The organism is Oceanobacillus kapialis, assembly GCF_044790185.1.
GTDB lineage: Bacteria > Bacillota > Bacilli > Bacillales > Amphibacillaceae > Oceanobacillus_B > Oceanobacillus_B kapialis.
In genome coordinates this window covers 2138278-2160005 of sequence record NZ_CP085256.1, presented here as the reverse complement: position 1 = coordinate 2160005, position 21728 = coordinate 2138278, and the positions used below count along the sequence as shown (strand labels likewise).

The following is a 21728-nucleotide window of genomic DNA, read 5'->3' as shown; positions in this document are numbered from 1 at the left end:
TGAATCATAATGCATAAGCCTTAGGGAAAGCAGGTGAGAAATGGATGTTCTTCTAGCAACAATTATTTTTATCGTAAGCTATTTCTTCATTATGACCGATAAAATAAACCGGGCAGTAGTAGCATTATCAGGGGGAACCCTCTTGTTACTAACAGGGATATTTACAACACAAGATATATTCACCGAATATATTGATTGGGATACGATTGCCTTACTATTTTCGATGATGGTGTTGATTTCAATTACAGAGAAAACAGGGCTATTTACTTTTATTGCAATACGATTTGCACAGCAAGTTGGTGGGAGGCCCATCCCCTTACTGATTGGGGTAGGGGTATTAACTGCAATAGGATCAGCTATGTTGGATAATGTAACAACGGTTCTTATTTTTGTACCTATCCTGTTAAACATAACAAAACTTTTAAACATACCAGCATTTCCTTATATGTTAATGATTATATTTAGCTCAAACATTGGAGGAGCTGCAACGCTAATTGGAGATCCCCCCAATATTATGATTGGACAAGCTGTCGATCATTTAACCTTCTTATCCTTTTTAATCCATGTAGGTCCAGTTGCCTTGATTATGTTCGTATGCATGATACTCTTTCTCTATCTATGTTTTAGAAAAACGCTTAAAAAATCTAAAATTGATGCGAGGGAATTAAAGAAGATAGATGCCAAATCCCATTTAAAAAAGACTCCGATGTTATACAAATCGGTAGGTGTGCTCAGTTTAACTATAACAGGATTCCTACTACATGCTTTTGTTCATATTGACTTAACAACGATTGCCCTAGCTGGCGCACTACTTCTATTATTTCTTACACAGGATGAATTAGAGGCAGAGAGAGTATTAGAAAAGGTAGAATGGGTTACATTGTTCTTTTTTATTGGATTGTTCACCCTAGTGGGGGGCTTGCAAGAGGTGGGGGTTATAGATGAACTTGCTCGTGCTATCGTACGCTCAACTAATGGTGACTATGTGGAAACAACTTTGCTCGTGTTATGGGTATCAGGGCTTTTTTCAGGGATAGTAGATAATATACCGTTTGTTGCGGCAATGATTCCGGTCGTACAGGAGTTTGAAAGCTATGGAATGGTCTACTTAGACCCCGTCTGGTGGTCCTTATCACTTGGAGCTTGCCTTGGTGGAAATGCTACCTTAATTGGTTCCTCGGCAAATGTTGTGGTTGCCGGTTTAGCAGAAAGGTCAGGAAATAGAATTTCATTTATTCGTTATATGTTGTTTGGCGTACCACTCGTTGTTTTATCCTTAATAATAGCCACCATTTATATTTATGTGCGTTATCTCATCCCATATATGGGACAACTATAAAACCTGCCGGAAAGGCAGGTTTTTTTGTAGTTATAATCCTAAGTCCCAGATGCTTGCACTGCACTTTTATTTCAACCATTTTTTAAAGAAGGGGAGTTGGATTAGCTCTTCTTTTGTGATAAAACGAAGCATGAAGAGTGTAATAATATAGAAGATAACAAGAGCAAGTAAGGAGAGCGCGAATAATAGAATGTTAGGTTGAACGGTCTCGTATATGTCTTTTATCCATGATCCTACCATCCAGGTAACACCAATCAAGGCAACCATTTTACATATGTCTTTTAATGGAATGGAAAATTGAATGGCTTTTTGTAATGCTGCAAAATGAAGTAATGTAACAAGCACGACCCCTACAGACATTGCGATGGCAACACCGTGAATACCGAAACTCGGGTTAGATGCGAGAAGAAATAATACAGTTAATTTACAAATTGCACCTATCAAACTATTCCACATAGCTGGTTTTGCTAAATCGAGTGCCTGTAATGCAGCTTGTAAAGGAGATTGCACATACAATAAAATGAAGAAAGGAGCCATCAGGACAAGTAAACTACTGGCCTTGTCTGTTCCGTACATATAAGTTAGGATAGGTGAAGAAAAAAGGCAAAGAACGACTGTTGCGATTGCTCCAGAAGCAAAGGATAAACGAATGGACTGATGAATGCGATAATGTACTAGGTTTTTGTTTAGGTTGGCTTCTGCCTCAGAAATAGACGGAACAAGTGCGATCGACAAGGAATGTGTGATAAATGTCGGCAAAAATAATAAGGGAAAGATATAGCCTGTAAGCTCGCCATACTGCTTTGTAGCCAAGGAGCTGGAGATGCCAGCAATAGCGAGACTTTGGGCGACAAGAATAGGTTCAAGGAAATTGGTAAAGGAACCAATCATACGACTTCCAGTACTAGGTAGAGCAATGGAAAATAGTTCCTTTACTGTTGATTTGCTTGATTTTAAATAGCTGAAAAAGTTAGTGCGTATTTTAACTTTTTTCTTCCGCTTAAATACATAGAGCATGTACAAAAGCGAAATAAACTCTCCTAATATAACACTAATCATTGCTCCTGCTGCTGCAAATTCCACTCCGTAAGGCAACAACAATTTAACAAAAAAAGCAACGCATGTGATACGAACGATTTGCTCGATTACTTGGGCATAGCTTTGTGGCTTCATGTTTTGCTTTCCTTGAAAATACCCTCTTAAGACAGAAGAAACCGCAACAATAGGAAGGATAGGGCTGATAGCAAGTAACGGGTAAAGTGTTCTTTCATCTGTTAGAAGAGATGATGCTACAAAGGGAGCAGCAAACATGAGTCCTACAGTAAACACAATGCTTGTTATGCTCGTGGCAATGATGGAGACAATTAAAATTCGTTTTACTTTTTGAGGGTCGTTTTTCGCTTCAGCTTCTGCCACTCTTTTTGATATAGCCACAGGAAGTCCTAGCTGTGTAAGAGTCATTACCATAAACAGGGTAGGGAGCGCCATCATGTATAGCCCAACCCCTTCTTCTCCCATAAGACGAGCTACAACAATTCGGTTGATAAAGCCAAGAAATCGTGTAATCATCCCGGCTAAAATTAAAATAAGTGTACCTTGTAAAAATGTTTGTTTGGTCATTATTGCCAGACCTGCCTTCTCAAATAATAATTTTTCATATACAATGATATATATGCTTGCAAGTGGTCCAAGCATGACAAGAAGGCATAAAGCAAAAATAGAAACTAATCTCCGTGTAAGGAGGGGCATAATGGAAATTGTACAAACTGTATCCGAATGGAAGCCTATGATCTTGCCAACCTTGGAAAGTAAGGCAAATGAATTTCAAATGATGGGATATTCACGAGCCAACCCAGATGAGGTTTGGGACTGTTTAGTGAAAAAGGTATGGAAAGGTGATCCTGAAAAAAGAATATATGAAGTCGTACAAGATATTTTCCATCTTGGTTCAGGTACTTATATTAGTTATTTGACAGTTGAGGCTTACCAGGACGATGATTTATTTGCATCCATTTCAGCATTAACGCTAGGCGAGCAAGAAGAAGGTGGATAGTCTACATATTCGAAAAAGCTTTCCTTATATCTAAAATATAAAAGTAAAAGTTTTGGTTAAGTTACTAAACCATTTGTTTGGAGGCATAGATAAATGAAAAAGAGAGGCAGAATTGTTGCCTTTTTTCTAATCGTACTCGTCTTTGCGGGTTTGATCGGATCAACGGTTACGGGAATTACAAAGGACATTAATTTAGGATTAGACCTTCAAGGTGGCTTTGAAGTGCTATACGAGGTGGAGCCAGTTGATGAAAATGCAGAGGTCGATAGAAAACTGCTTGAATCAACTGTTCAAACACTAAATGATCGTGTTAACCGCTTAGGAATTAGTGAAGCAAGCATTGATATTGAGGGTGAAAATAGAATAAGGGTTCAGCTTGCAGGAGTGACGGATCAGACAGAGGCAAGGGAAATCCTCTCTACTTCCGCAAATTTATCCTTCCGTGATGTGAATGACCAGGAGCTACTAGATGGTAACGATGTAGTGGAAGGTAGTGCCCAACAGGATTTCCATCAACAGACTAATGCTCCCATTGTAACGTTACAATTAAAGGATGCATCACAATTTGCTGACGTAACGACTCAGATAAAAAATATGGGGGCACCAGATAATAAACTTGTCATCTGGATGGATTATCAGGAAGGCGATTCTTATGAAGAAGAATCACAAAAAGAAGATCCCAAGTATATTTCAGCACCTAGTGTAGACCAAACACTCAACACGACTAATGTTATGATTTCAGGTAACTTCACGGTGGAATCAGCACAGCGATTAGCTGACATCATTAATTCTGGGTCATTGCCAGTGCATATGAATGAAATGTATTCTACTTCTGTCGGTGCACAGTTTGGAGAAATGGCACTTGATAAAACGGTTTTTGCTGGTTTTATTGGTGTTGCGTTAATTTTCTTATTCATGATTGTAGTTTATCGTTTACCGGGTTTTGTTGCGGCAGTTAACTTAAGTATTTATATCTATTTAATACTTCTTGTATTTGAATTAATGAACGGTGTCCTGACATTGCCAGGAATTGCTGCATTAATTCTTGGTGTGGGGATGGCAGTTGATGCCAATGTCATTACCTTTGAACGAATTAAAGAGGAACTGCACACAGGAAAATCAGTTATTGCAGCATTTAAAACAGGTTCCAAAAATTCCTTGTCCACCATCTTTGATGCCAATTTAACGACATTGCTTGCAGCAGCAGTACTATTTATTTTTGGGACAAGTTCTGTAAAAGGTTTTGCGACCATGCTAATTGTTAGCATTCTCATAAGTTTCTTAACTGCTGTGTTCGGTACAAGGCTGTTATTAGGACTATGGGTGAAAAGTAAACTGTTAAACAAACGGACAAGTTGGTTTGGCGTGAACAAAGATTCCATTCAGGACATCTCTAAAAAAGAAGAACCAGAACCAACATTCCTTAAGAAGACCCCTGACATTGTTAAACATCGTAAAAAGTTCTTTGTGATTTCCAGCATTATGGTAATTGTTGGTATAGCTTCCTTGCTATTGTTTAAATTGAATCCAGGAATAGATTTCACAAGTGGATCTCGTGTTGAAGTCCTGGCAGAAAGTAGTTTAACAGAAGAGCAGGTAGTCTCAGACTTTGAAAGCCTCGGTCTTGATACGAGTGTTGTAATTTCAGGTGAGAACAAGGAACGAGCTGTGGCAAGATTTGATAAGGTGTTATCTGAAGACAAGGTAGCTGAAGTAACCACGTATTTTGAGGATGAATATGGTAGCTCTCCTAATATAAGTGTTGTTTCACCGATCGTGGGAGAAGAATTAGTGGAAAACGCCATATATGCGGTTGCCATTGCCTCCGTGTTTATGATTATCTATGTTGCATTTAGATTTGAATTGTTTTTTGCCATTACCGCAATTATTGCGTTGTTACATGATGCATTTTTCGTACTCGTAATCTTTAGTATTACGCGTATTGAATTTGATGTCACGATAGTAGCCGCAATCTTAACCATTGTCGGGTATTCCATAAATGATACGATCGTAACCTTTGATCGAATTAGGGAAAACTTACGAAAAGAGAAACGCGTAAAAACCTTTAAAGAGCTAGCAGTTATTGTAAACAGGAGTCTCGTACAGACGTTGACGAGAAGTATGAATACGACGATTACTACGTTAATTGCAGTGCTCGCATTCTTATTCCTTGGTGCTTCTTCGATAACTGGATTTGCCATTGCGTTAGCTGTAGGTTTGATTGTCGGAACATATTCGTCACTTTTCCTAGCAGCTCAAATTTGGCTGGCTTGGAGAGGGAAAATGATTAAGAATAAACCTGTAGACTTCACAAAGAAAAAACGTGTGGAAGGACCTCAGGTATAAGCGATCTCTACTCTAATTTTACATTTGAACACTTTTATCCTGCCTTAACTGGCAGTAAAGGTCCGATTCGTTCAACTAACATTTGGTGGGGAAAAAGGGAACCATCCCACCAAATGAAGCTTCACTTTATTGCTGGCCGGTCAGGCTGGGATTTTTAACGAAATCCTAACCTGACCGGCCTTTTTTCTTAGGGGAGAAGTTATATTCTATCCTGGAGAAACGGCGGTCTATATTCGAATCTTATCCTTCCTGCTTAATGAGAGGAAATGCAGGGTATGATAGTTAGTAGAGGTATAGAAAAAGAAGGAGGTATAATATGAAAGGACAAAGTTATGTCATTCTAGCAATTATTTTTGGCATTATAGTAGCAGTATTTGCAGTAACAAATGTAGAAGCAGTGGAAGTAAGTTATTTATTTTGGACAGCAGAATCTCCGCTAATTCTTATTATCCTCTTCTCCGTTTTAATGGGAGGCATTATAACTGCTGCTGTAGGAGCTGTAAGATTATTCCGTCTCCAAAGGCAAGTTAGAAATCTGCAAAAAGAAAATGATACCTTACATCATCGTTTGCAGGAAAATGGGGTAGAATCAACTGAAACGGTTGATCATAACATTGATGGGAACCCTATAAATCAAACTGATGAATCAAGGTGAGTTTTTAATAGTGTAAGGTTTCTTTGATATTCACCTAACTATCTTAGCTAACTGGAATAAAACAGCATTGCTACCCTTGGCTTACTCTTGTATAATAGATTAGTCAGGGGTGAATTTATGTTACAAAGTAAGGCAATATGGAAGCACAATGAAATAACAAACGCAAAAGACCTGTGGATGGACGACACAGTAACGTTATCGCCTATCATTAAAGAACTTTTAGCTCAGCGAGGGATAACGACAAGTGAGGCGGCAAAACAATTTTTATCACCTGATATAAGTTCATTACATAACCCTGCAGTTCTTAATTCAATTGATGTTGCTGCAGAAAGAGTGCACGAGGCTATCGCGAAACAAGAAAAAATTCTAGTGTACGGCGACTATGATGCTGATGGAGTTAGCTCCACAACAGTTCTACTCCTTACATTAAAAGAACTTGGTGCAACTTGTGATTACTATATACCTAATAGGTTTACAGAAGGTTATGGCCCTAATGAAGCTGCTTTTAAGGAAGCAAAAGCCCAAGGATATACACTTATCATTACGGTTGATAACGGGATAGCTGCAATACATGAAGCAGCGATAGCTAAGGAATTAGGTGTTGATCTTATTATTACAGATCACCATGAAGTACAGGAAGCACTCCCTGATGCGTACGCTATTATACACCCAAAGCTTACTACCTCCAATAGTTTTCAAGAGCTAGCAGGTGTTGGTGTAGCCTTTAAATTTGCGGAATACTTGCTAGGTTATTTCCCAAAACAATTTTTACCTTTCGTAGCAATTGGTACTATTGCGGATCTTGTCCCATTGGTAAGTGAAAATCGAATACTTGCTTTTCATGGGTTACGAGCATTATCTAATACGAATAATGTTGGACTACGAGCTCTTATGACTGTTTGTAAAATTGAAGGAAACGTGTCGGAAGAGGATGTTGGATTTTTAATCGGTCCACGGATAAATGCTGTCGGGAGGTTACAGGACGCCGATTTAGCTGTCCAACTTCTCATGACAGAAGACAAAATGGAAGCACAAGAGATTGCTTTAGAGATTGATCAAATTAATAGTAAAAGACAACAGATTGTAAATGATATTGTAAAAGAAGCAGAAAAAATGGTAGATCCTACGCAGGAAAAGGGCGTTATAATTGTAGCAAAAGAAGGCTGGAATGAAGGCGTGCTTGGGATTGTGGCCTCCAAGCTTGTACGAAAATATGACCAGCCTGCGATTGTATTAACAATGAAGCCAGAAACCTCTCAAGTAAAAGGATCAGCTCGTAGTATACCTGCTTTTGATTTATTTCAAAATTGTATGGAAGTTAGAGATTTATTTACGCATTTCGGTGGACACTCTCAGGCAGCGGGGATGACGTTACCACTTGAAAATCTTGAAGCATTGCAAAGCCATTTAAATGAATCTATTCGGAGTAAGTTAACAGCAGATGATTTCAAGCAGCTGTTAGAAATAAGTAGTGAGGTCAATATAGAGGATATTAATGAAAAGCTAGTAGATGATATAGGAAAGCTAGCACCCTTTGGAATGAAGAATCCTAAGCCGATTTTTCAATTAACTGCGACTCCGTCTGAAGTAAGACAAATTGGTAGTACGAAGCGACATCTTAAGCTATTATTTAAAGACAATGGACAAGTACTTGAGGGGATTGGCTTTGGGTTTGGGGAGTTGTACCCACATATCTCACCGAACACGCCGATGGCGATAGTTGGAGAATTAAGCATTAATGAGTGGAACGGAATGAGGAAACCACAGGTAGTACTTCAAGACATGGCAATCAGCCAATGGCAGCTATTTGATCATCGTGGTAGAAAAAATATAGATATTAGCCCATATTTGCAATACCATGAATCCAACCTCATCATTGGAACTACTAAAACACAGGGAAATGCTGAGATACCACATATCCAGTATGACACTATTGATGAAGTGCCTGCAGCTGATGCTGTCTATATTTATGATATGCCACAAGATCTCGAGCACTTAAAAGGTATTATTCGAGAAGCCAAGCCAAATAGTATACATGCCTGCTACTATATAGAAAATAGTGCCTTCTTAAATGCGTTGCCAACGAGAGAAGACTTTAAATGGTATTATACTGTATTATTAAAGAAAAAAGTACTTGATTTAAATAATGAGCTTCAACCTATCATAAATGCGAAAGGTTGGAGTAGGGATCGTATCTTTTTTATTTCAGAAGTGTTTTTTGAACTCGGCTTTGTTAAAATAGATAACGGCATTATTACCGTAAATCCAAAGCCCGATAAAAAGGATCTTTTGGAGTCTTCTGCTTATCAGACACAATTAGAGCAAGCCGAAATAGAAAAGACTTTATATTACTCAAATTACAATGAATTGCGAAACTGGTTCAATAATTGCATGGACCATGTGGGAAGTCCCAAGGAGGAGCTAAGTTATGGATTATAAACAATATGTAAAAATAGTAGAAGATTGGCCAAAAGAGGGTATTCGCTTTAAAGACATTACCCCTTTAATGGATAATGGCAAAGCATTTAAATCAGCTGTAGACGAAATAGTTTCATTTGCAAAAGAGAAGGAAATTGATATCGTAGTAGGGCCAGAAGCACGTGGTTTCATAATTGGCTGTCCTGTCTCTTATGCTTTAGAAGTAGGATTTGCTCCTGTTCGTAAAGAAGGAAAACTGCCCCGAGAAGTCATTAAGGTAAATTACGGCCTTGAATACGGAAGCAATGTACTAACGATTCATAAAGATGCTATCAAGCCTGGCCAGCGTGTCTTGATTACGGATGACCTTCTTGCAACAGGTGGTACTATAGAGGCCACGATTAAGTTAGTTGAAGAATTAGGCGGGATTGTCGTAGGATGTGCGTTTATCATTGAGCTTAGCTATCTAGACGGTATGCAAAAGCTGGATGGTTACGATGTACTTTCCTTAATGAGCTATTAATTTGTAAACGAAAAGTACTCAAATATTTACCTACATGGGATCAAAGAACAGGTCTGTTGGGATAATATCCAGCAGGCCTGTTCTTCTAAATGCTACAATAGTAAAGTTAGAAAAATACGGCAATAATTTTTTTCATTGTACATACGTGTAGGAAAAGCATATAATATGCATTATACAGTTTGACCAACAAGATTTAAGTAGAAATTTTCGACTAAAATTGACAAAAAGAAGCTACATGCATGCCGGTCAAAAAAGATCGGAATTAAACGAACTTTACCAAACAAGGTGATTACATGGCTAAAGATAATATAGTATCAATAGAAGACATTATAAAAAAAGTACGGGAGTATCTTACAGAAGAAGATGCTACTTTTATTAGGCATGCATACAAGTTTGCCGAGAACGCACATGCAGATCAGTTTCGTAGGTCAGGAGAACCTTATATTATTCATCCGGTGCAAGTAGCAGGAATTCTTGCAGATTTGAAAATGGATGCTGAAACCATTGCTGGAGGATTTCTACATGATGTTGTAGAAGACACGGAAATCACGGTGGAAGAACTGGAGACTGCCTTTAATAGGGAAGTAGCCATGCTAGTTGACGGTGTTACGAAGCTTGGAAAAATAAAGTATAAGTCCAAAGAAGCTATACAAGCAGAAAACCATCGAAAAATGTTTGTCGCAATGGCAAAAGATATTCGTGTCATTCTTATCAAGCTTGCTGATCGTCTTCATAATATGAGAACACTTAAACACTTGCCTCCTGAGAAACAACGCCGCATTTCGAATGAAACCTTAGAAATTTTTGCACCATTAGCCCATAGGCTTGGTATTTCCACGATAAAATGGGAGCTGGAAGACACAGCTCTACGTTATTTAAATCCACAGCAATATTATCGAATTGTCCAACTAATGAAGCAAAAAAGGGACCAACGTGAATCCTATATTGACCAAGTAATAGATGACGTCTCTAAACAATTGGTAGAAGTCAATATACATGCTGAAATGTCAGGAAGACCAAAGCATCTATATAGTATCTATCATAAAATGGTAAAACAGAACAAGCAGTTTAACGAAATTTATGATTTGCTTGCCGTCCGGATTCTGGTGGATAGTATTAAAGACTGTTATGCTGTGCTTGGAATTATCCATACATGCTGGAAGCCAATGCCGGGGCGATTTAAAGATTATATTGCCATGCCAAAGCCAAATCTGTACCAGTCCCTCCACACAACGGTAATTGGTCCAAAGGGAGACCCGCTTGAGGTACAGATCCGTACAAAAGAGATGCATGAAATCGCAGAATATGGAATAGCTGCACATTGGGCTTATAAAGAAGGAAAACAGGTTCATAATGGCAAAAAGTCGTTTGAAGAAAAGTTAACCTGGTTTAGAGAAATTCTTGACTGGCAGAATGAAACCCACGATGCGGAAGAATTTATGGAAACTTTAAAAGTTGACCTTTTCTCTGATATGGTTTATGTGTTTACTCCTAAAGGTGACGTTATCGAACTGCCATCAGGCTCTGTTCCTCTCGATTTTGCCTACAAAATTCATACCGAAATAGGCAATAAAACAATCGGAGCAAAGATTAACGGGAAGATGGAACCATTAGATTATAATCTGAAAAATGGCGACATAATTGAAGTAATGACTTCCAAGCATTCGTATGGTCCATCACAGGATTGGCTGAAAATTACCCAAACCTCCCAGGCTAAAAGTAAAATCAAGCAATTCTTTAAAAAGCAACGACGTGATGAAAATATTGCTAAAGGAAAAGAAGCGGTTGATAAAGAAATTCAGGCGTTATCATTGGAGCCAAAAGAAGTTCTCACCCAGGAGAACTTGCAGAGGGTATACGAGAAGTTTAATTTTATGAATGAAGATGATATGTATGCTGCTGTTGGGTATCAAGGGATAACTGCAGCGCTAATTGCTACAAGACTTACCGATAAAATAAGACAGTCTCAACAAAAAGAGCAAGACTTAGCGCAAACAATTGAGGAAGTCAAAACAACGGATATAAAAGACAAGAAACCACATAAACGGGATTCTGGGGTTCGTGTAGAAGGTGTCGATAATTTATTAGTTCGATTGTCTAAGTGTTGTAACCCTGTACCTGGTGATGACATTATGGGTTATATAACGAAGGGTAGGGGCGTTTCTGTGCATCGAGCAGATTGTCCAAATGTCCAGACCGAGGAAGCAAAACAGCGCTATTTACATGTGGAATGGGAAAAGCATCCTTCTGCCCAAAAACAATACCATGTAGAGCTGGAAATCTCCGGCTATGATCGTCGTGGACTCGTAAATGAAGTGTTACAGGCAGTTAACGAAACGAAAACCAACATAACGTATGTAAATGGTAGATCCGATAGAAACAAGATGGCGTTTATTCAAATAACCATTTTAATTCATAATACAGGACACTTACGTAAAATCGTTGAACGAATCAAACAGATAAAGGATGTCTACACCGTTACAAGAACCTTACAATAATATAGGCAAAACGAAGAGCAATAAGTTGTTAGCCGATTAGTTTTAAGAAAAAATAATCAGATACAATTAATCATACTTCTTAATTTAAGATAAAAGCAACAGGGGGATCTATCATGAAAGCAGTCATTCAACGTGCAAACGATGCTAGTGTGTCAGTGGACGATGAAGTTGTTGGTAGGATTGAAAGTGGGCTTGTGGTTTTATTAGGAGTCACACACGAGGATACAATAGAAGATGCTAAATACCTTGCTAATAAAATTACAAATCTTAGAATTTTTGAAGACGAAAATGAAAAAATGAATTTGTCCTTAAAGGATGTAAGTGGAAGTATCCTTTCTATTTCACAATTTACCCTATATGGAGATACAAGAAAGGGAAGAAGGCCAAATTTCATGCAGGCTGCTAGACCTGAATCTGCGCTGCAACTCTATAATCAATTTAATGAGCTTATTAGAGAAGAAAATATTCAGGTGGAAACAGGCAGATTTGGTGAAATGATGGACATTAAATTAACAAATAACGGTCCCGTAACATTAATCATTGATAGCAAAGAATAAGGAATAACATAAAAAGGTTTAGCCTAATAAAGGCTAAACCTTTTTTGATTATGATCCGAATTACTGATTTGCAAAATACTTTCCTAAACCATTCACTATCCCTGTCACAAGTTGTTTTTGATAGGCAACTGTACCAAGTAACGACTCTTTCTCTGGATTGGATAGAAAGCCTAGTTCTAAGAGGGCAGAGGGCTGTAAACTTTGTCTCAAGACAAGAAAGTTTCCATGGGTGATCCCTCTGTCTGTTGTCTCTGTTTCTTTAACTATCCCATTTTGAATATAGGAGGCAAGTACTTCATTTTGTCCTTTATAATAATAAGTTCCAATCCCAGTAACATCCGGGTGTTCGGGGATACTATTATAGTGAATGCTAATAAAGGCATCGGTATCCATTGTGTTGGCAAACGTAACTCTACTTCCAAGTGAAATATACTCATCCTGAGGGCGTGTCTGCAACACTTCTGCCCCAAGCATTGTAAGTTCGTTTGCTAGTTCCTGTGCGGTTAAGAACGCTACATCTTTTTCCAATACGTCAGTAGCTCCAATCGCTCCGACATCCCGACCGCCGTGACCTGCATCAATAACAATAGTCTTATCTTTAAAGATAGATGAAGAAGAAGTGGGTTCCATGTTAACAATGCGCTTTGAGACAAAACCAGTTAAAGCTTCGTTGGAAACCTCCAGCCAATCACCCTGTTCACTTAATACATCAAACGTATCTCCTTTGTCAGCAAAGCCGATAATTTCCCCTTCTGTAGAAGCAGTGGAACGAAGATGTGTATTTTCTAAAGGCACTGTTATACGATCACCTGAAGTCCAATCAGCTTGGACAGCTTCGTCCTCTATTATCTCGATAAAAGAGCCTGTGACCCATCCTTCTTCCTCTTGAAATGCGATCTTAACCCATTCGCCTTGCTCCTCAAGAAGTTCAAATGTATCACCTGTATTGCCACTGCCAATCACATTATAATCCGTACCAGGACCGCTTCGGATATTAACATTATCTCCTGAGAGTTCGACTTCATCAGCGCTGATAGTAGAAGGTATTAAAAACAAAACTACTATTAAACTGAGAAAAAATAACCCTTTTCTCTTAATGTGCAATATAGTTCCCCCTAAAATTATGTACTCTTAGAGAAAGTATAATAAAAACCAATCAAATAGGCAAAGCTAATCCTAAGTTTAAAATCTAGTATCCAAACTTTGGGGGTAGAATTATGCGAGCAAATGACAAACAGTGGGTTACCAATCATAATAAAGAATTATTTGGGGTAAATTTACATCATTTTATGGAGATGGAGGGACATGCCAATCATATGGAATTAGCTCAGGAGTTTGGTATCTCTTTAGGAGAAGTAAAGAAGTTAAAGAAAAAATTGAATCGTGCTTGACATTCCTCCTTGCAACAATTAATATAATAATCATTCCATAATACACGAATAAAAAGGAACCGATGACGGAAAAAGTAGTTGAGTCCCACATGTAGAAGAGAGGAAATGCCATGGGCTGAGAGCATTTTCATTTGATGGCTTAATGAAAGACACTCCCGAGGCTTTATGCTGATATGTAAGTATAAACGTTTTGCAGGCGTTAACTGTGAAGAGAGGGTGCACAACGTGCATCAACTAGGGTGGCAACGCGGGTAAACTCCCGTCCCTTATTTAATAAGGGACGGGAGTTTTTTGTATACTCAAAAAGACGTGAGATGGCATAAGTGTTAGTACAAATGAAAAGAAGTTATATAGGAGGATGGACCATGAATATGAAAGCGCCCAGGGGAACTGTAGATCTCCTGCCAGAAGATACAAGAAAATGGCAGTATGCAGAGAACATAATTAAAGAGCTTTGTCGTCGTTACCATTTTGAAGAAATTCGAACCCCTGTCTTTGAGCATACCGAGTTATTTCAACGTGGTGTTGGGGACTCGACTGATATCGTGCAAAAGGAAATGTATACCTTTGAAGACAGAGGCGGAAGAAGTCTAACGTTAAGGCCGGAGGGAACTGCTTCTGTAACCCGTGCTTATGTGGAAAACAAGCTGTTTGGAAATCCTAGTCAGCCGACAAAGCTTTATTATTTTGCTCCAATGTTTCGTTATGAGCGACCGCAAAAGGGGAGAATGCGTCAACTGAACCAGTTTGGAGTTGAAGTTCTTGGAAGTGCTGATCCTGCTATTGACGCTGAGGTTATTGATCTAGCAATGGCTTGTTATAAAGAATTAGGATTGACTTCCTTAAAGCTGGTTATTAATTCCCTTGGTGATGGCGAAAGTAGGGAAAACCACCGCAGAGCACTTGTGGAGCATTTTACACCTGTGAAAGAGGAGCTATGTAGTGATTGTCAAGTGAGGTTAAATCAAAACCCACTTCGAATACTTGACTGTAAAAAGGACAGAGACCACCCTGCCATGAAAAATGCCCCTTCGATATTGGATTACTTAAATGATGAGTCAAGGGAATACTTTGAGCAGGTGAAAAGCTACTTAACGTTAATGGGAATTGACTATGAAGTAGACAAAAACCTAGTTCGTGGTCTTGATTACTATAACCATACTGCATTTGAAATCATGAGTGAAGCTGAAGGATTTGGTGCTATTACCACTTTAGCTGGTGGCGGAAGATACAATGGACTAGTTGAAGAGTTAGGTGGCCCTAATACACCGGGCATTGGTTTCGGTATGGGTTTTGAGCGACTATTAATGGCGTTAGAAGCAGAAAATAAACAGGTTGCTTTGGAAGATAGCTTAGATTGCTACATTGTTGCAATGGGTGAGAAAGCGGAGAAAGAATCGGTAAGGATATTACACGACTTGCGTGCTTCTGGTCTGCAAGCGGACAAAGATTACTTGGGACGTAAAATGAAGGCGCAATTTAAATCAGCTGATCGCTACAATAGCAGTTACGTACTTGTACTAGGTGAAGAAGAATTAGATAAACAGGTAGTAAATGTTAAGAACCTTGAAACAGGTGACCAAAAGGAAGTTAACTTAAGCGACATTGTTTCATACATGAAAGAGACATTGGTAGGAGGAAATGAAGATGAGTGAGAGAGTTTATGCAGGCACATTGCGCGACATTCATATTGAGCAATCTGTATTATTAAAAGGCTGGGTGCAAAAACGCCGGGATCTTGGTGGATTAATATTTATAGACTTGCGTGATAAGTCAGGGCTTGTCCAAGTGGTTTTCAATCCAGATATTTCAAAGGAAGCCCTCGAAATTGCGGAATCGGTGAGAACGGAATATGTGGTTGAAGTTAAAGGATCGGTAGTAAAACGAGATGCTTCTACAGTAAATCCTAATATGTCAACTGGTACGATTGAAGTGCTTGCAAACGAACTAACGATTATTAATAAAGCAAAGACTCCTCCTTTTGTTATTCAAGATGAAACAGACGTATCAGAAGATTTACGATTGAAATATCGTTATATGGATCTACGTAGAGGAGCACTTCAAGAAACCTTTAAGCTGCGTCATAAAACGACACAGGCAGTGCGCAACTATCTAAATAGCAATGATTTTTTGGAAATGGAAACACCAATTTTAACAAAGAGCACGCCAGAAGGAGCTAGAGATTATCTTGTTCCAAGCAGGGTGCATCCGGGTGAATTTTATGCCTTGCCTCAATCTCCACAGTTGTTTAAGCAATTAATTATGATGGGTGGATTTGAAAAATATTATCAAATCGCTCGCTGTTTCCGTGATGAAGATTTGAGAGCAGACCGTCAGCCAGAGTTTACACAAATAGATATTGAAACATCCTTCCTGACAAGTGATGAAATTATGGAAATGACTGAAGAAATGATGAAGCAGGTCATGAAGGAAGTGAAGAACCTAGATATTTCACTCCCAATCCCAAGGATGCCTTATGATGAAGCAATGGCGAGATATGGTTCTGACAAGCCGGACACCCGCTTTGGCATGGAGCTGATACATGTTACGGAGGTATTAGCAAACTCTGACTTTAAAGTTTTCCAAAGTGCTATCGAAACTGGTGGGAAAGTATGTCTGTTAAACGTTAAGGGGCAGGCAGCTAATTATTCTAGAAAAGATATTGATAAACTAACTGAATTTGTAAAAGTTTACGGTGCTAAAGGGATGGCTTGGCTCAAAGCTGAGGGAGAAGAATTAAAAGGACCAATTGCTAAGTTCTTAACTGAAGAAGAGATAGCTGGAATTAAAGAAACAGCAGCAGTTGAAGATGGAGACCTCCTGCTATTTGGTTCTGATAAAACAAGTATTGTGTATGACAGTCTGGGCGCTTTAAGACTGAAATTGGGTAGAGACCTCAACCTTATTGATGAAAGTTTATTTAACTTCCTGTGGGTAACAGACTGGCCTTTATTAGAATATGATGAAGAGCTAGAAAGATATTTTGCTGCCCATCACCCATTTACTTCACCTGTGGAGGAAGATGCATCTAAACTTGAGACCGATCCAGGAAGTGTCCGTGCTAACGCTTATGATCTTGTGCTAAACGGCTATGAGCTTGGCGGGGGTTCTGTGCGTATCCATAAAAAAGAACAGCAGCAGCAAATGTTCAGAGTGTTAGGATTTACAGAAGAAGAAGCAAATGAACAGTTTGGCTTTTTAATGGAAGCTTTGGAATATGGAGCACCACCGCATGGTGGCGTAGCGCTTGGATTGGATAGAATTATTATGCTGTTGGCTGGGAGATCTAACCTGCGTGACACGATTCTGTTTCCAAAAACAGCATCTGCGGCAGACCTGCTAACAGAAGCACCAAGTAGAGTAAGTCATACACAGCTTGATGAGCTTGCTATTGGATTAACAGAAAAGGCTGCTACTACCGAGGAAGCTTAAAACAGGAGAATTGTCACTGTTGAAAAGTGAAGTGCTGTATGTTAATATAAATTTACAATTAAATTGAATGAATAATCCTGATGTGTACGTCTGAATAAAGTGTTTGACCGAACAACTGATTATTTGGGAGCTCGTTTTCGTTTCTGCATTGCGTGCAGGCCTTCCCTTTGTGGCAAGGAAGCATAACATATGCAGAACAGAGCACCCACCTGCCATGAGCGGGATCAAAACTTGTTAGCGGACGGCACAATCGGGATTATTTCGTACATAAAACAAACATCCTGCAGAATATCTGCAGGATGTTTGTTTTTGGTATAGTTTTCCTTTTTTATCCCACTTTTAGCTGGCAGTAAGACCATGGGGATCAACTGCCAGGAAAGGCTCAATTCAATCAATTAACATTTGGTGGGAAGGAAGGTACTCCCCACCCCTTTATAAAGCTTGATTACCTTGTGCAAGCTGCTGAAGATTGCCGTTTTTGTCCATACGGAAGGCAGGAGCTGCTGATCCAGTTTCCTCAAGTACCGTCATCTTTCTAGCCCTATCCATAATTTGGATAAACACTTGGTAATCTTCTTGGATTGTTGCCAGTTGTTGTTCTGTTTGTTTAAGCTGCTGTTGTAAATCTTTTATTTCTTCTTTTAAATTTGTATTCTCTTCTTGCATGTGCACAAGAGATGCTTTTGATTGATTGGAAGCATAGTAGTCTTTTTTAACTTCCTTTAGAAAGCGAATAACAGCATCCATTGTAATAGGGGAGCTCTCAACGATTGCTGGTGTATATTCTGTTGTTGGTTGTTCTTCGTTTTCTAGTACAGGCGCTGCAATTGGTGTAACAGGTTTTCTGACACGTGCTGATTGACCAGCTAAAGCTCGTTTCTTCTCTTTTCTTTGTCTTTTTGCAAGATCGATAGCATTGTCGTATTTTGCACGGACCTCAGCATTCCAACGAAACCCGCATGCAGCAGAAGTTCGATTTAGTTTGTCTCCTACTTCATCAAATGCATTTAATTGCGTACTACCTTCCCTAATATGGCGTAAAACTGTTTCTGCAAGTAATAAATCGTCCTCATGGGACCATGCATCCTGCCTCACTTTTACCATTCGTACCACTCCTTCATCGATAAAATAAATCATAGATTTCTTGTTTTATAATGTTAGCTTTACCGAGAAGAAGAGATTTTATACCTTGGGATCCCTAGTTAAAGTAGAATATCTGCCTTCTAGCACAAAAAACATTTTTAAAATGAATGGAAGCTAGTCAGGAGGTACGGTTTTATTTTGTTTTCTCACGTTGAATTTTTTCGTAAACTTGTTTCATGGCAGTCTCAAATTTACCAGTACTTTTTGGCTGGTAGTAGTGTTTGTTTTTAATAGAATCCGGCAAATATTGCTGGTCAATCCATGCATTTTCGTAATTATGAGGGTATTTGTAATCGACACCGCGACCAAGCTTGCTGGCTCCCTGATAATGGGAATCCTTTAAATGAGCTGGTATTTCGCCACTTTTTCCGGATTGGATATCAGCAAGTGCGGCATCTAATGCTTTATATGCCGTATTCGATTTAGGTGACAGACATAATTCCACGATTGCAACAGATAAGGGGATACGTGCTTCAGGAAAGCCTAGCCGTTCAGCAGCCTGTACGGCGGCCACAGCCCGTGGACCAGCCTGTGGATTGGCAACACCTATATCCTCATAAGCAGTAACAATCATTCTCCGTGCAATACTGTCAAGGTCACCTGCTTCAATTAACCTTGCTAAATAATGGAGTGCTGCATCTACATCACTTCCACGAATTGATTTTTGAAAAGCTGATAGCACATCATAATGTGCATCTCCGCCTTTGTCATGAGAAAAACTCTTTTTTTGCATACACTCTTCTGCGACATCGAGGGTAATTTCAACTTTACCTTCGTTGTTATTGGGGGTAGACGATACGGCAAGCTCTAAGCCGTTCAATGCAGCACGCATATCCCCGTTTGCACTTCTAGCAAAATGTGTTAAAGCTTCATCTGTTAGTACCACCTGTTGATCTCCAAAGCCTTCTTCTTCATCCTCGATTGCTCTCAAGATGGCTGTTTTAACATGTTCTTCTGTTAATCTATGGAGTTCAAATAGGTGACATCTACTGCGGATTGCTGGATTAATCGAATGATAGGGGTTACTTGTTGTACAGCCGATTAAGGTAATTAGATTACTTTCCAGATGGGGAAGAAGAAAGTCTTGTTTTGACTTATCTAAACGATGAACCTCATCTAAAATTAAGACTAACTGGCCACGCATTTTGGCTTCCTCTACAGCAATTTCCATTTCTTTCTTTTTATCTGTTACAGCATTTAGTTTTTTTACCGGCATGCCAAGACTTTTAGCAAGAGCCTGTGCCATAGATGTTTTTCCAGTGCCAGGAGGGCCAAATAAAATCATGGATGCTAATCGGTTTGCTTCTACCATTCTATATATAATTTTCCCTGCTGCGACCAAATGCTCCTGACCTATTATTTGGTCAACATTCGCTGGCCGCATCCGAAAGGCGAGTGGTTTCTGTTTCATTTATACCGTCCTCTATAGTAAAATAATAGTTTGTTTCACAAAAAGCATTTCCGTTCGTTTCTCTAAAGTCTGGTGAATAGCAGTCCTTCTATTTTTTGAAGTAAGATAAATAAAATTGTCTAATTCTAGCTTAAGCATGATGCCGATAAAATGCAAGAAAGACAAGATTCGTGCTATACTATCATGTGTATAAACGTATAAAAATAATAGCATTGTACGCAAAATAGAGGTGTATCAAGTGAAAATTTCAACAAAAGGAAGATATGGCCTAACCATTATGATTTGTTTAGCTAAAAACCACGGTAACGGGCCGACTTCTTTAAAAAATATTGCAAGGGAAAATGAATTGTCTGAACACTATTTGGAACAGTTGGCATCCCCTCTAAGGAATGCAGGTTTAATTAAAAGTGTACGTGGTGCTTACGGTGGATATATTTTGGCAAAGGAACCTAGCACAATAAAGGCAGGGGACATTATCAGAGTATTAGAAGGGCCAATCACGCCCGTAGAAGGTATTGAAGATGAAGAGCCTGCAAAACAAGCACTTTGGATGAGGATCCGGGATGCTGTTAAAGATGTATTAGATACAACAACATTAGAAGATTTGGCAAACCATAACGGAGAGCAACCTGAAGAAGGCTACATGTTTTATATATAAGGAACAACTTTATCCAGTGGAGTATTATCTCTACTAACAAATCTAGCTTTATTAGCAGTTCAACCCTAATTGAAATTCTTTATTTACCTGTGAGTATTTTTCTAGTGTGTCATACTGCCAGTAAAGGTGGATAATTTGTTTGGAAGGAAAGATTGTGATGGAACAAATCTACTTGGATCATGCTGCCACAAGTCCCATGCACGAGGACGTTATTGCAACGATGCACGCCACATTTACGAATGTATTTGGAAACCCATCAAGTGTCCATTCATTCGGCAGAAAAGCGAGGCAGCAACTAGATGAGGCGAGGAGAGTTCTTGCCAAAAGTATTCATGCCAATGAGAAAGAGCTTGTCTTTACAAGTGGCGGTACCGAGGGGGATAATATGGCGCTTATCGGTACAGCTTTAGCTAATGAGCAAAAAGGAAAGCATATCATAACAGTGAGCCAGGAGCATCATGCAACACTGCACACAGCAGAGACACTCGAGAAAATGGGATTTGATGTCACTTACCTGCCCATTTATGAGGATGGAAAAATAGCAATAAAGGACTTACGTAACGCGCTTCGTGAGGATACCATTCTAGTGTCTATTATGTTCGTGAATAATGAAACTGGAATAATTCAGCCAATTGAGGAAGCTGCAGCTCTTGTAAAAGACCATCAAGCATATTTTCATACAGATGCAGTTCAAGCGTATGGATTACTGGATATTGATGTGAGAGAAATGGGCATCGATTTGTTAACCGTTTCTTCTCACAAAATTAACGGGCCTAAAGGAATTGCATTTCTTTATATTAAGGAAGGAACCTCCTTACAAGCATTACAATTTGGCGGTGAACAGGAACGGAAACGCCGTCCAGGCACAGAGAATGTTCCTGCTATAGTTGGATTTAAACGGGCTGTAGAAATAGCCATGGAAAAGCGGCAGGAGAGAAATGAGCTTTATAAAAGCTACAAGGACCTCTTTGTCCAAACACTTAAAAATAATGAAATAAATTTTGCTATCAATGGGGATTCTGATTCTGCCATTGCTTCTATTGTAAATATAAGTTTTCCGGGGACCAATGTGGAAACACTTCTTACTAATTTTGACCTAAGTGGAATTGCTGCTTCTAGTGGGAGTGCTTGTACTGCGGGTTCTGTAGAGCCTTCACATGTGCTAAGTGCAATGTTTGGTGAAGGACATCCATGTACCACAAATTCCATCCGGTTTAGTTTTGGGCTTGCGAATACAAAGGAAAACGTCACAGAAGCAGCGGAAAGAGTGTCCAAAATAGTAAAACGATTAGTTTCATAAAAAG

17 protein-coding genes, 1 other RNA gene and 1 other annotated feature are annotated in these 21728 nt (G+C 39.1%); of the genes, 14 read left to right on the top strand and 4 right to left on the bottom strand.

Annotated elements, in window-relative coordinates:
- Nucleotides 1-40: 40 nt before the first annotated feature.
- The gene (locus LG273_RS11345) at nucleotides 41-1339 is read left to right on the top strand and encodes an ArsB/NhaD family transporter (protein WP_404453648.1); all 1299 of its coding nucleotides are present in this window, start codon (nucleotides 41-43) and stop codon (nucleotides 1337-1339) included.
- A gap of 66 nt (nucleotides 1340-1405) precedes the next feature.
- On the opposite strand, the gene spoVB is transcribed toward LG273_RS11345, so the two are convergent.
- A complete protein-coding gene (gene spoVB / locus LG273_RS11340) occupies nucleotides 1406-2959 on the bottom strand; it encodes a stage V sporulation protein B (protein WP_379564676.1) in 1554 nt (517 codons plus the stop codon).
- 130 nt (nucleotides 2960-3089) lie between these two features.
- On the opposite strand from spoVB, the gene LG273_RS11335 reads away from it, so the two are divergent.
- The 7 genes from LG273_RS11335 to dtd all read left to right on the top strand — a co-directional run bounded on the left by LG273_RS11335 (nucleotide 3090) and on the right by dtd (nucleotide 12389).
- On the top strand, nucleotides 3090-3392 hold the full coding sequence (locus tag LG273_RS11335) for a post-transcriptional regulator (RefSeq protein ID WP_404453645.1): 303 nt from the start codon (nucleotides 3090-3092) through the stop codon (nucleotides 3390-3392).
- A 93-nt stretch (nucleotides 3393-3485) separates the two neighbouring features.
- The gene (gene secDF, locus LG273_RS11330) at nucleotides 3486-5738 is read left to right on the top strand and encodes a protein translocase subunit SecDF (RefSeq protein WP_404453643.1); all 2253 of its coding nucleotides are present in this window, start codon (nucleotides 3486-3488) and stop codon (nucleotides 5736-5738) included.
- A 316-nt stretch (nucleotides 5739-6054) separates the two neighbouring features.
- On the top strand, nucleotides 6055-6393 hold the full coding sequence (locus LG273_RS11325) for a lipopolysaccharide assembly LapA domain-containing protein (RefSeq protein WP_379564671.1): 339 nt from the start codon (nucleotides 6055-6057) through the stop codon (nucleotides 6391-6393).
- A 117-nt stretch (nucleotides 6394-6510) separates the two neighbouring features.
- Nucleotides 6511-8832, top strand: coding sequence for a single-stranded-DNA-specific exonuclease RecJ (gene recJ / locus LG273_RS11320; RefSeq protein WP_404453640.1), 2322 nt, complete (start codon nucleotides 6511-6513; stop codon nucleotides 8830-8832).
- Nucleotides 8822-9334: an adenine phosphoribosyltransferase gene (locus LG273_RS11315; RefSeq protein WP_379564667.1), complete on the top strand. Its 513-nt coding sequence runs from the start codon at nucleotides 8822-8824 to the stop codon at nucleotides 9332-9334. Before recJ ends, LG273_RS11315 begins: the two co-directional genes overlap by 11 nt.
- Nucleotides 9335-9627: 293 nt before the next feature.
- Nucleotides 9628-11832 carry a RelA/SpoT family protein gene (locus tag LG273_RS11310; protein WP_404453637.1) on the top strand — a complete coding sequence of 735 codons (2205 nt, stop codon included), beginning with the start codon at nucleotides 9628-9630 and terminating at the stop codon, nucleotides 11830-11832.
- 113 nt (nucleotides 11833-11945) lie between these two features.
- Nucleotides 11946-12389, top strand: coding sequence for a D-aminoacyl-tRNA deacylase (gene dtd, locus LG273_RS11305; protein WP_379564663.1), 444 nt, complete (start codon nucleotides 11946-11948; stop codon nucleotides 12387-12389).
- Nucleotides 12390-12449: 60 nt separating this feature from the next.
- Here dtd and LG273_RS11300 read toward each other — a convergent pair whose 3' ends face one another.
- Complete coding sequence (locus LG273_RS11300; protein ID WP_404453635.1) at nucleotides 12450-13493, bottom strand: N-acetylmuramoyl-L-alanine amidase; 1044 nt, start codon at nucleotides 13491-13493, stop codon at nucleotides 12450-12452.
- 113 nt (nucleotides 13494-13606) lie between these two features.
- Here LG273_RS11300 and LG273_RS11295 point away from each other — a divergent pair, with 113 nt between their 5' ends.
- From LG273_RS11295 to ssrS, 4 genes are all read left to right on the top strand, one after another.
- Nucleotides 13607-13780 (top strand): hypothetical protein, encoded by a 174-nt coding sequence (locus LG273_RS11295; protein WP_379564659.1) that lies wholly within the window; start codon nucleotides 13607-13609, stop codon nucleotides 13778-13780.
- A 53-nt stretch (nucleotides 13781-13833) separates the two neighbouring features.
- Nucleotides 13834-14050, top strand: a binding site (T-box leader).
- Nucleotides 14051-14145: 95 nt separating this feature from the next.
- Nucleotides 14146-15435, top strand: coding sequence for a histidine--tRNA ligase (gene hisS, locus LG273_RS11290; RefSeq protein ID WP_404453632.1), 1290 nt, complete (start codon nucleotides 14146-14148; stop codon nucleotides 15433-15435).
- A complete protein-coding gene (aspS, locus tag LG273_RS11285; protein ID WP_404453629.1) occupies nucleotides 15428-17212 on the top strand; it encodes an aspartate--tRNA ligase in 1785 nt (594 codons plus the stop codon). The genes hisS and aspS overlap by 8 nt, the downstream gene beginning before the upstream one ends.
- Nucleotides 17213-17283: 71 nt before the next feature.
- Nucleotides 17284-17473: non-coding RNA, 6S RNA (ssrS, locus tag LG273_RS11280), on the top strand.
- A 171-nt stretch (nucleotides 17474-17644) separates the two neighbouring features.
- Here the strand turns inward: ssrS and LG273_RS11275 are convergent.
- Complete coding sequence (locus LG273_RS11275; protein ID WP_404453626.1) at nucleotides 17645-18316, bottom strand: RsfA family transcriptional regulator; 672 nt, start codon at nucleotides 18314-18316, stop codon at nucleotides 17645-17647.
- 172 nt (nucleotides 18317-18488) lie between these two features.
- Entirely contained in the window at nucleotides 18489-19766 is a 1278-nt protein-coding gene (locus tag LG273_RS11270; RefSeq protein ID WP_404453623.1) for a replication-associated recombination protein A, read from the bottom strand.
- Between the two features lie 238 nt (nucleotides 19767-20004).
- Here LG273_RS11270 and cymR point away from each other — a divergent pair, with 238 nt between their 5' ends.
- Nucleotides 20005-20424: a cysteine metabolism transcriptional regulator CymR gene (gene cymR, locus LG273_RS11265; RefSeq protein ID WP_404453620.1), complete on the top strand. Its 420-nt coding sequence runs from the start codon at nucleotides 20005-20007 to the stop codon at nucleotides 20422-20424.
- A 157-nt stretch (nucleotides 20425-20581) separates the two neighbouring features.
- Nucleotides 20582-21724, top strand: coding sequence for a cysteine desulfurase family protein (locus LG273_RS11260; protein ID WP_404459527.1), 1143 nt, complete (start codon nucleotides 20582-20584; stop codon nucleotides 21722-21724).
- The last annotated feature ends 4 nt before the right edge of the window (nucleotides 21725-21728 follow it).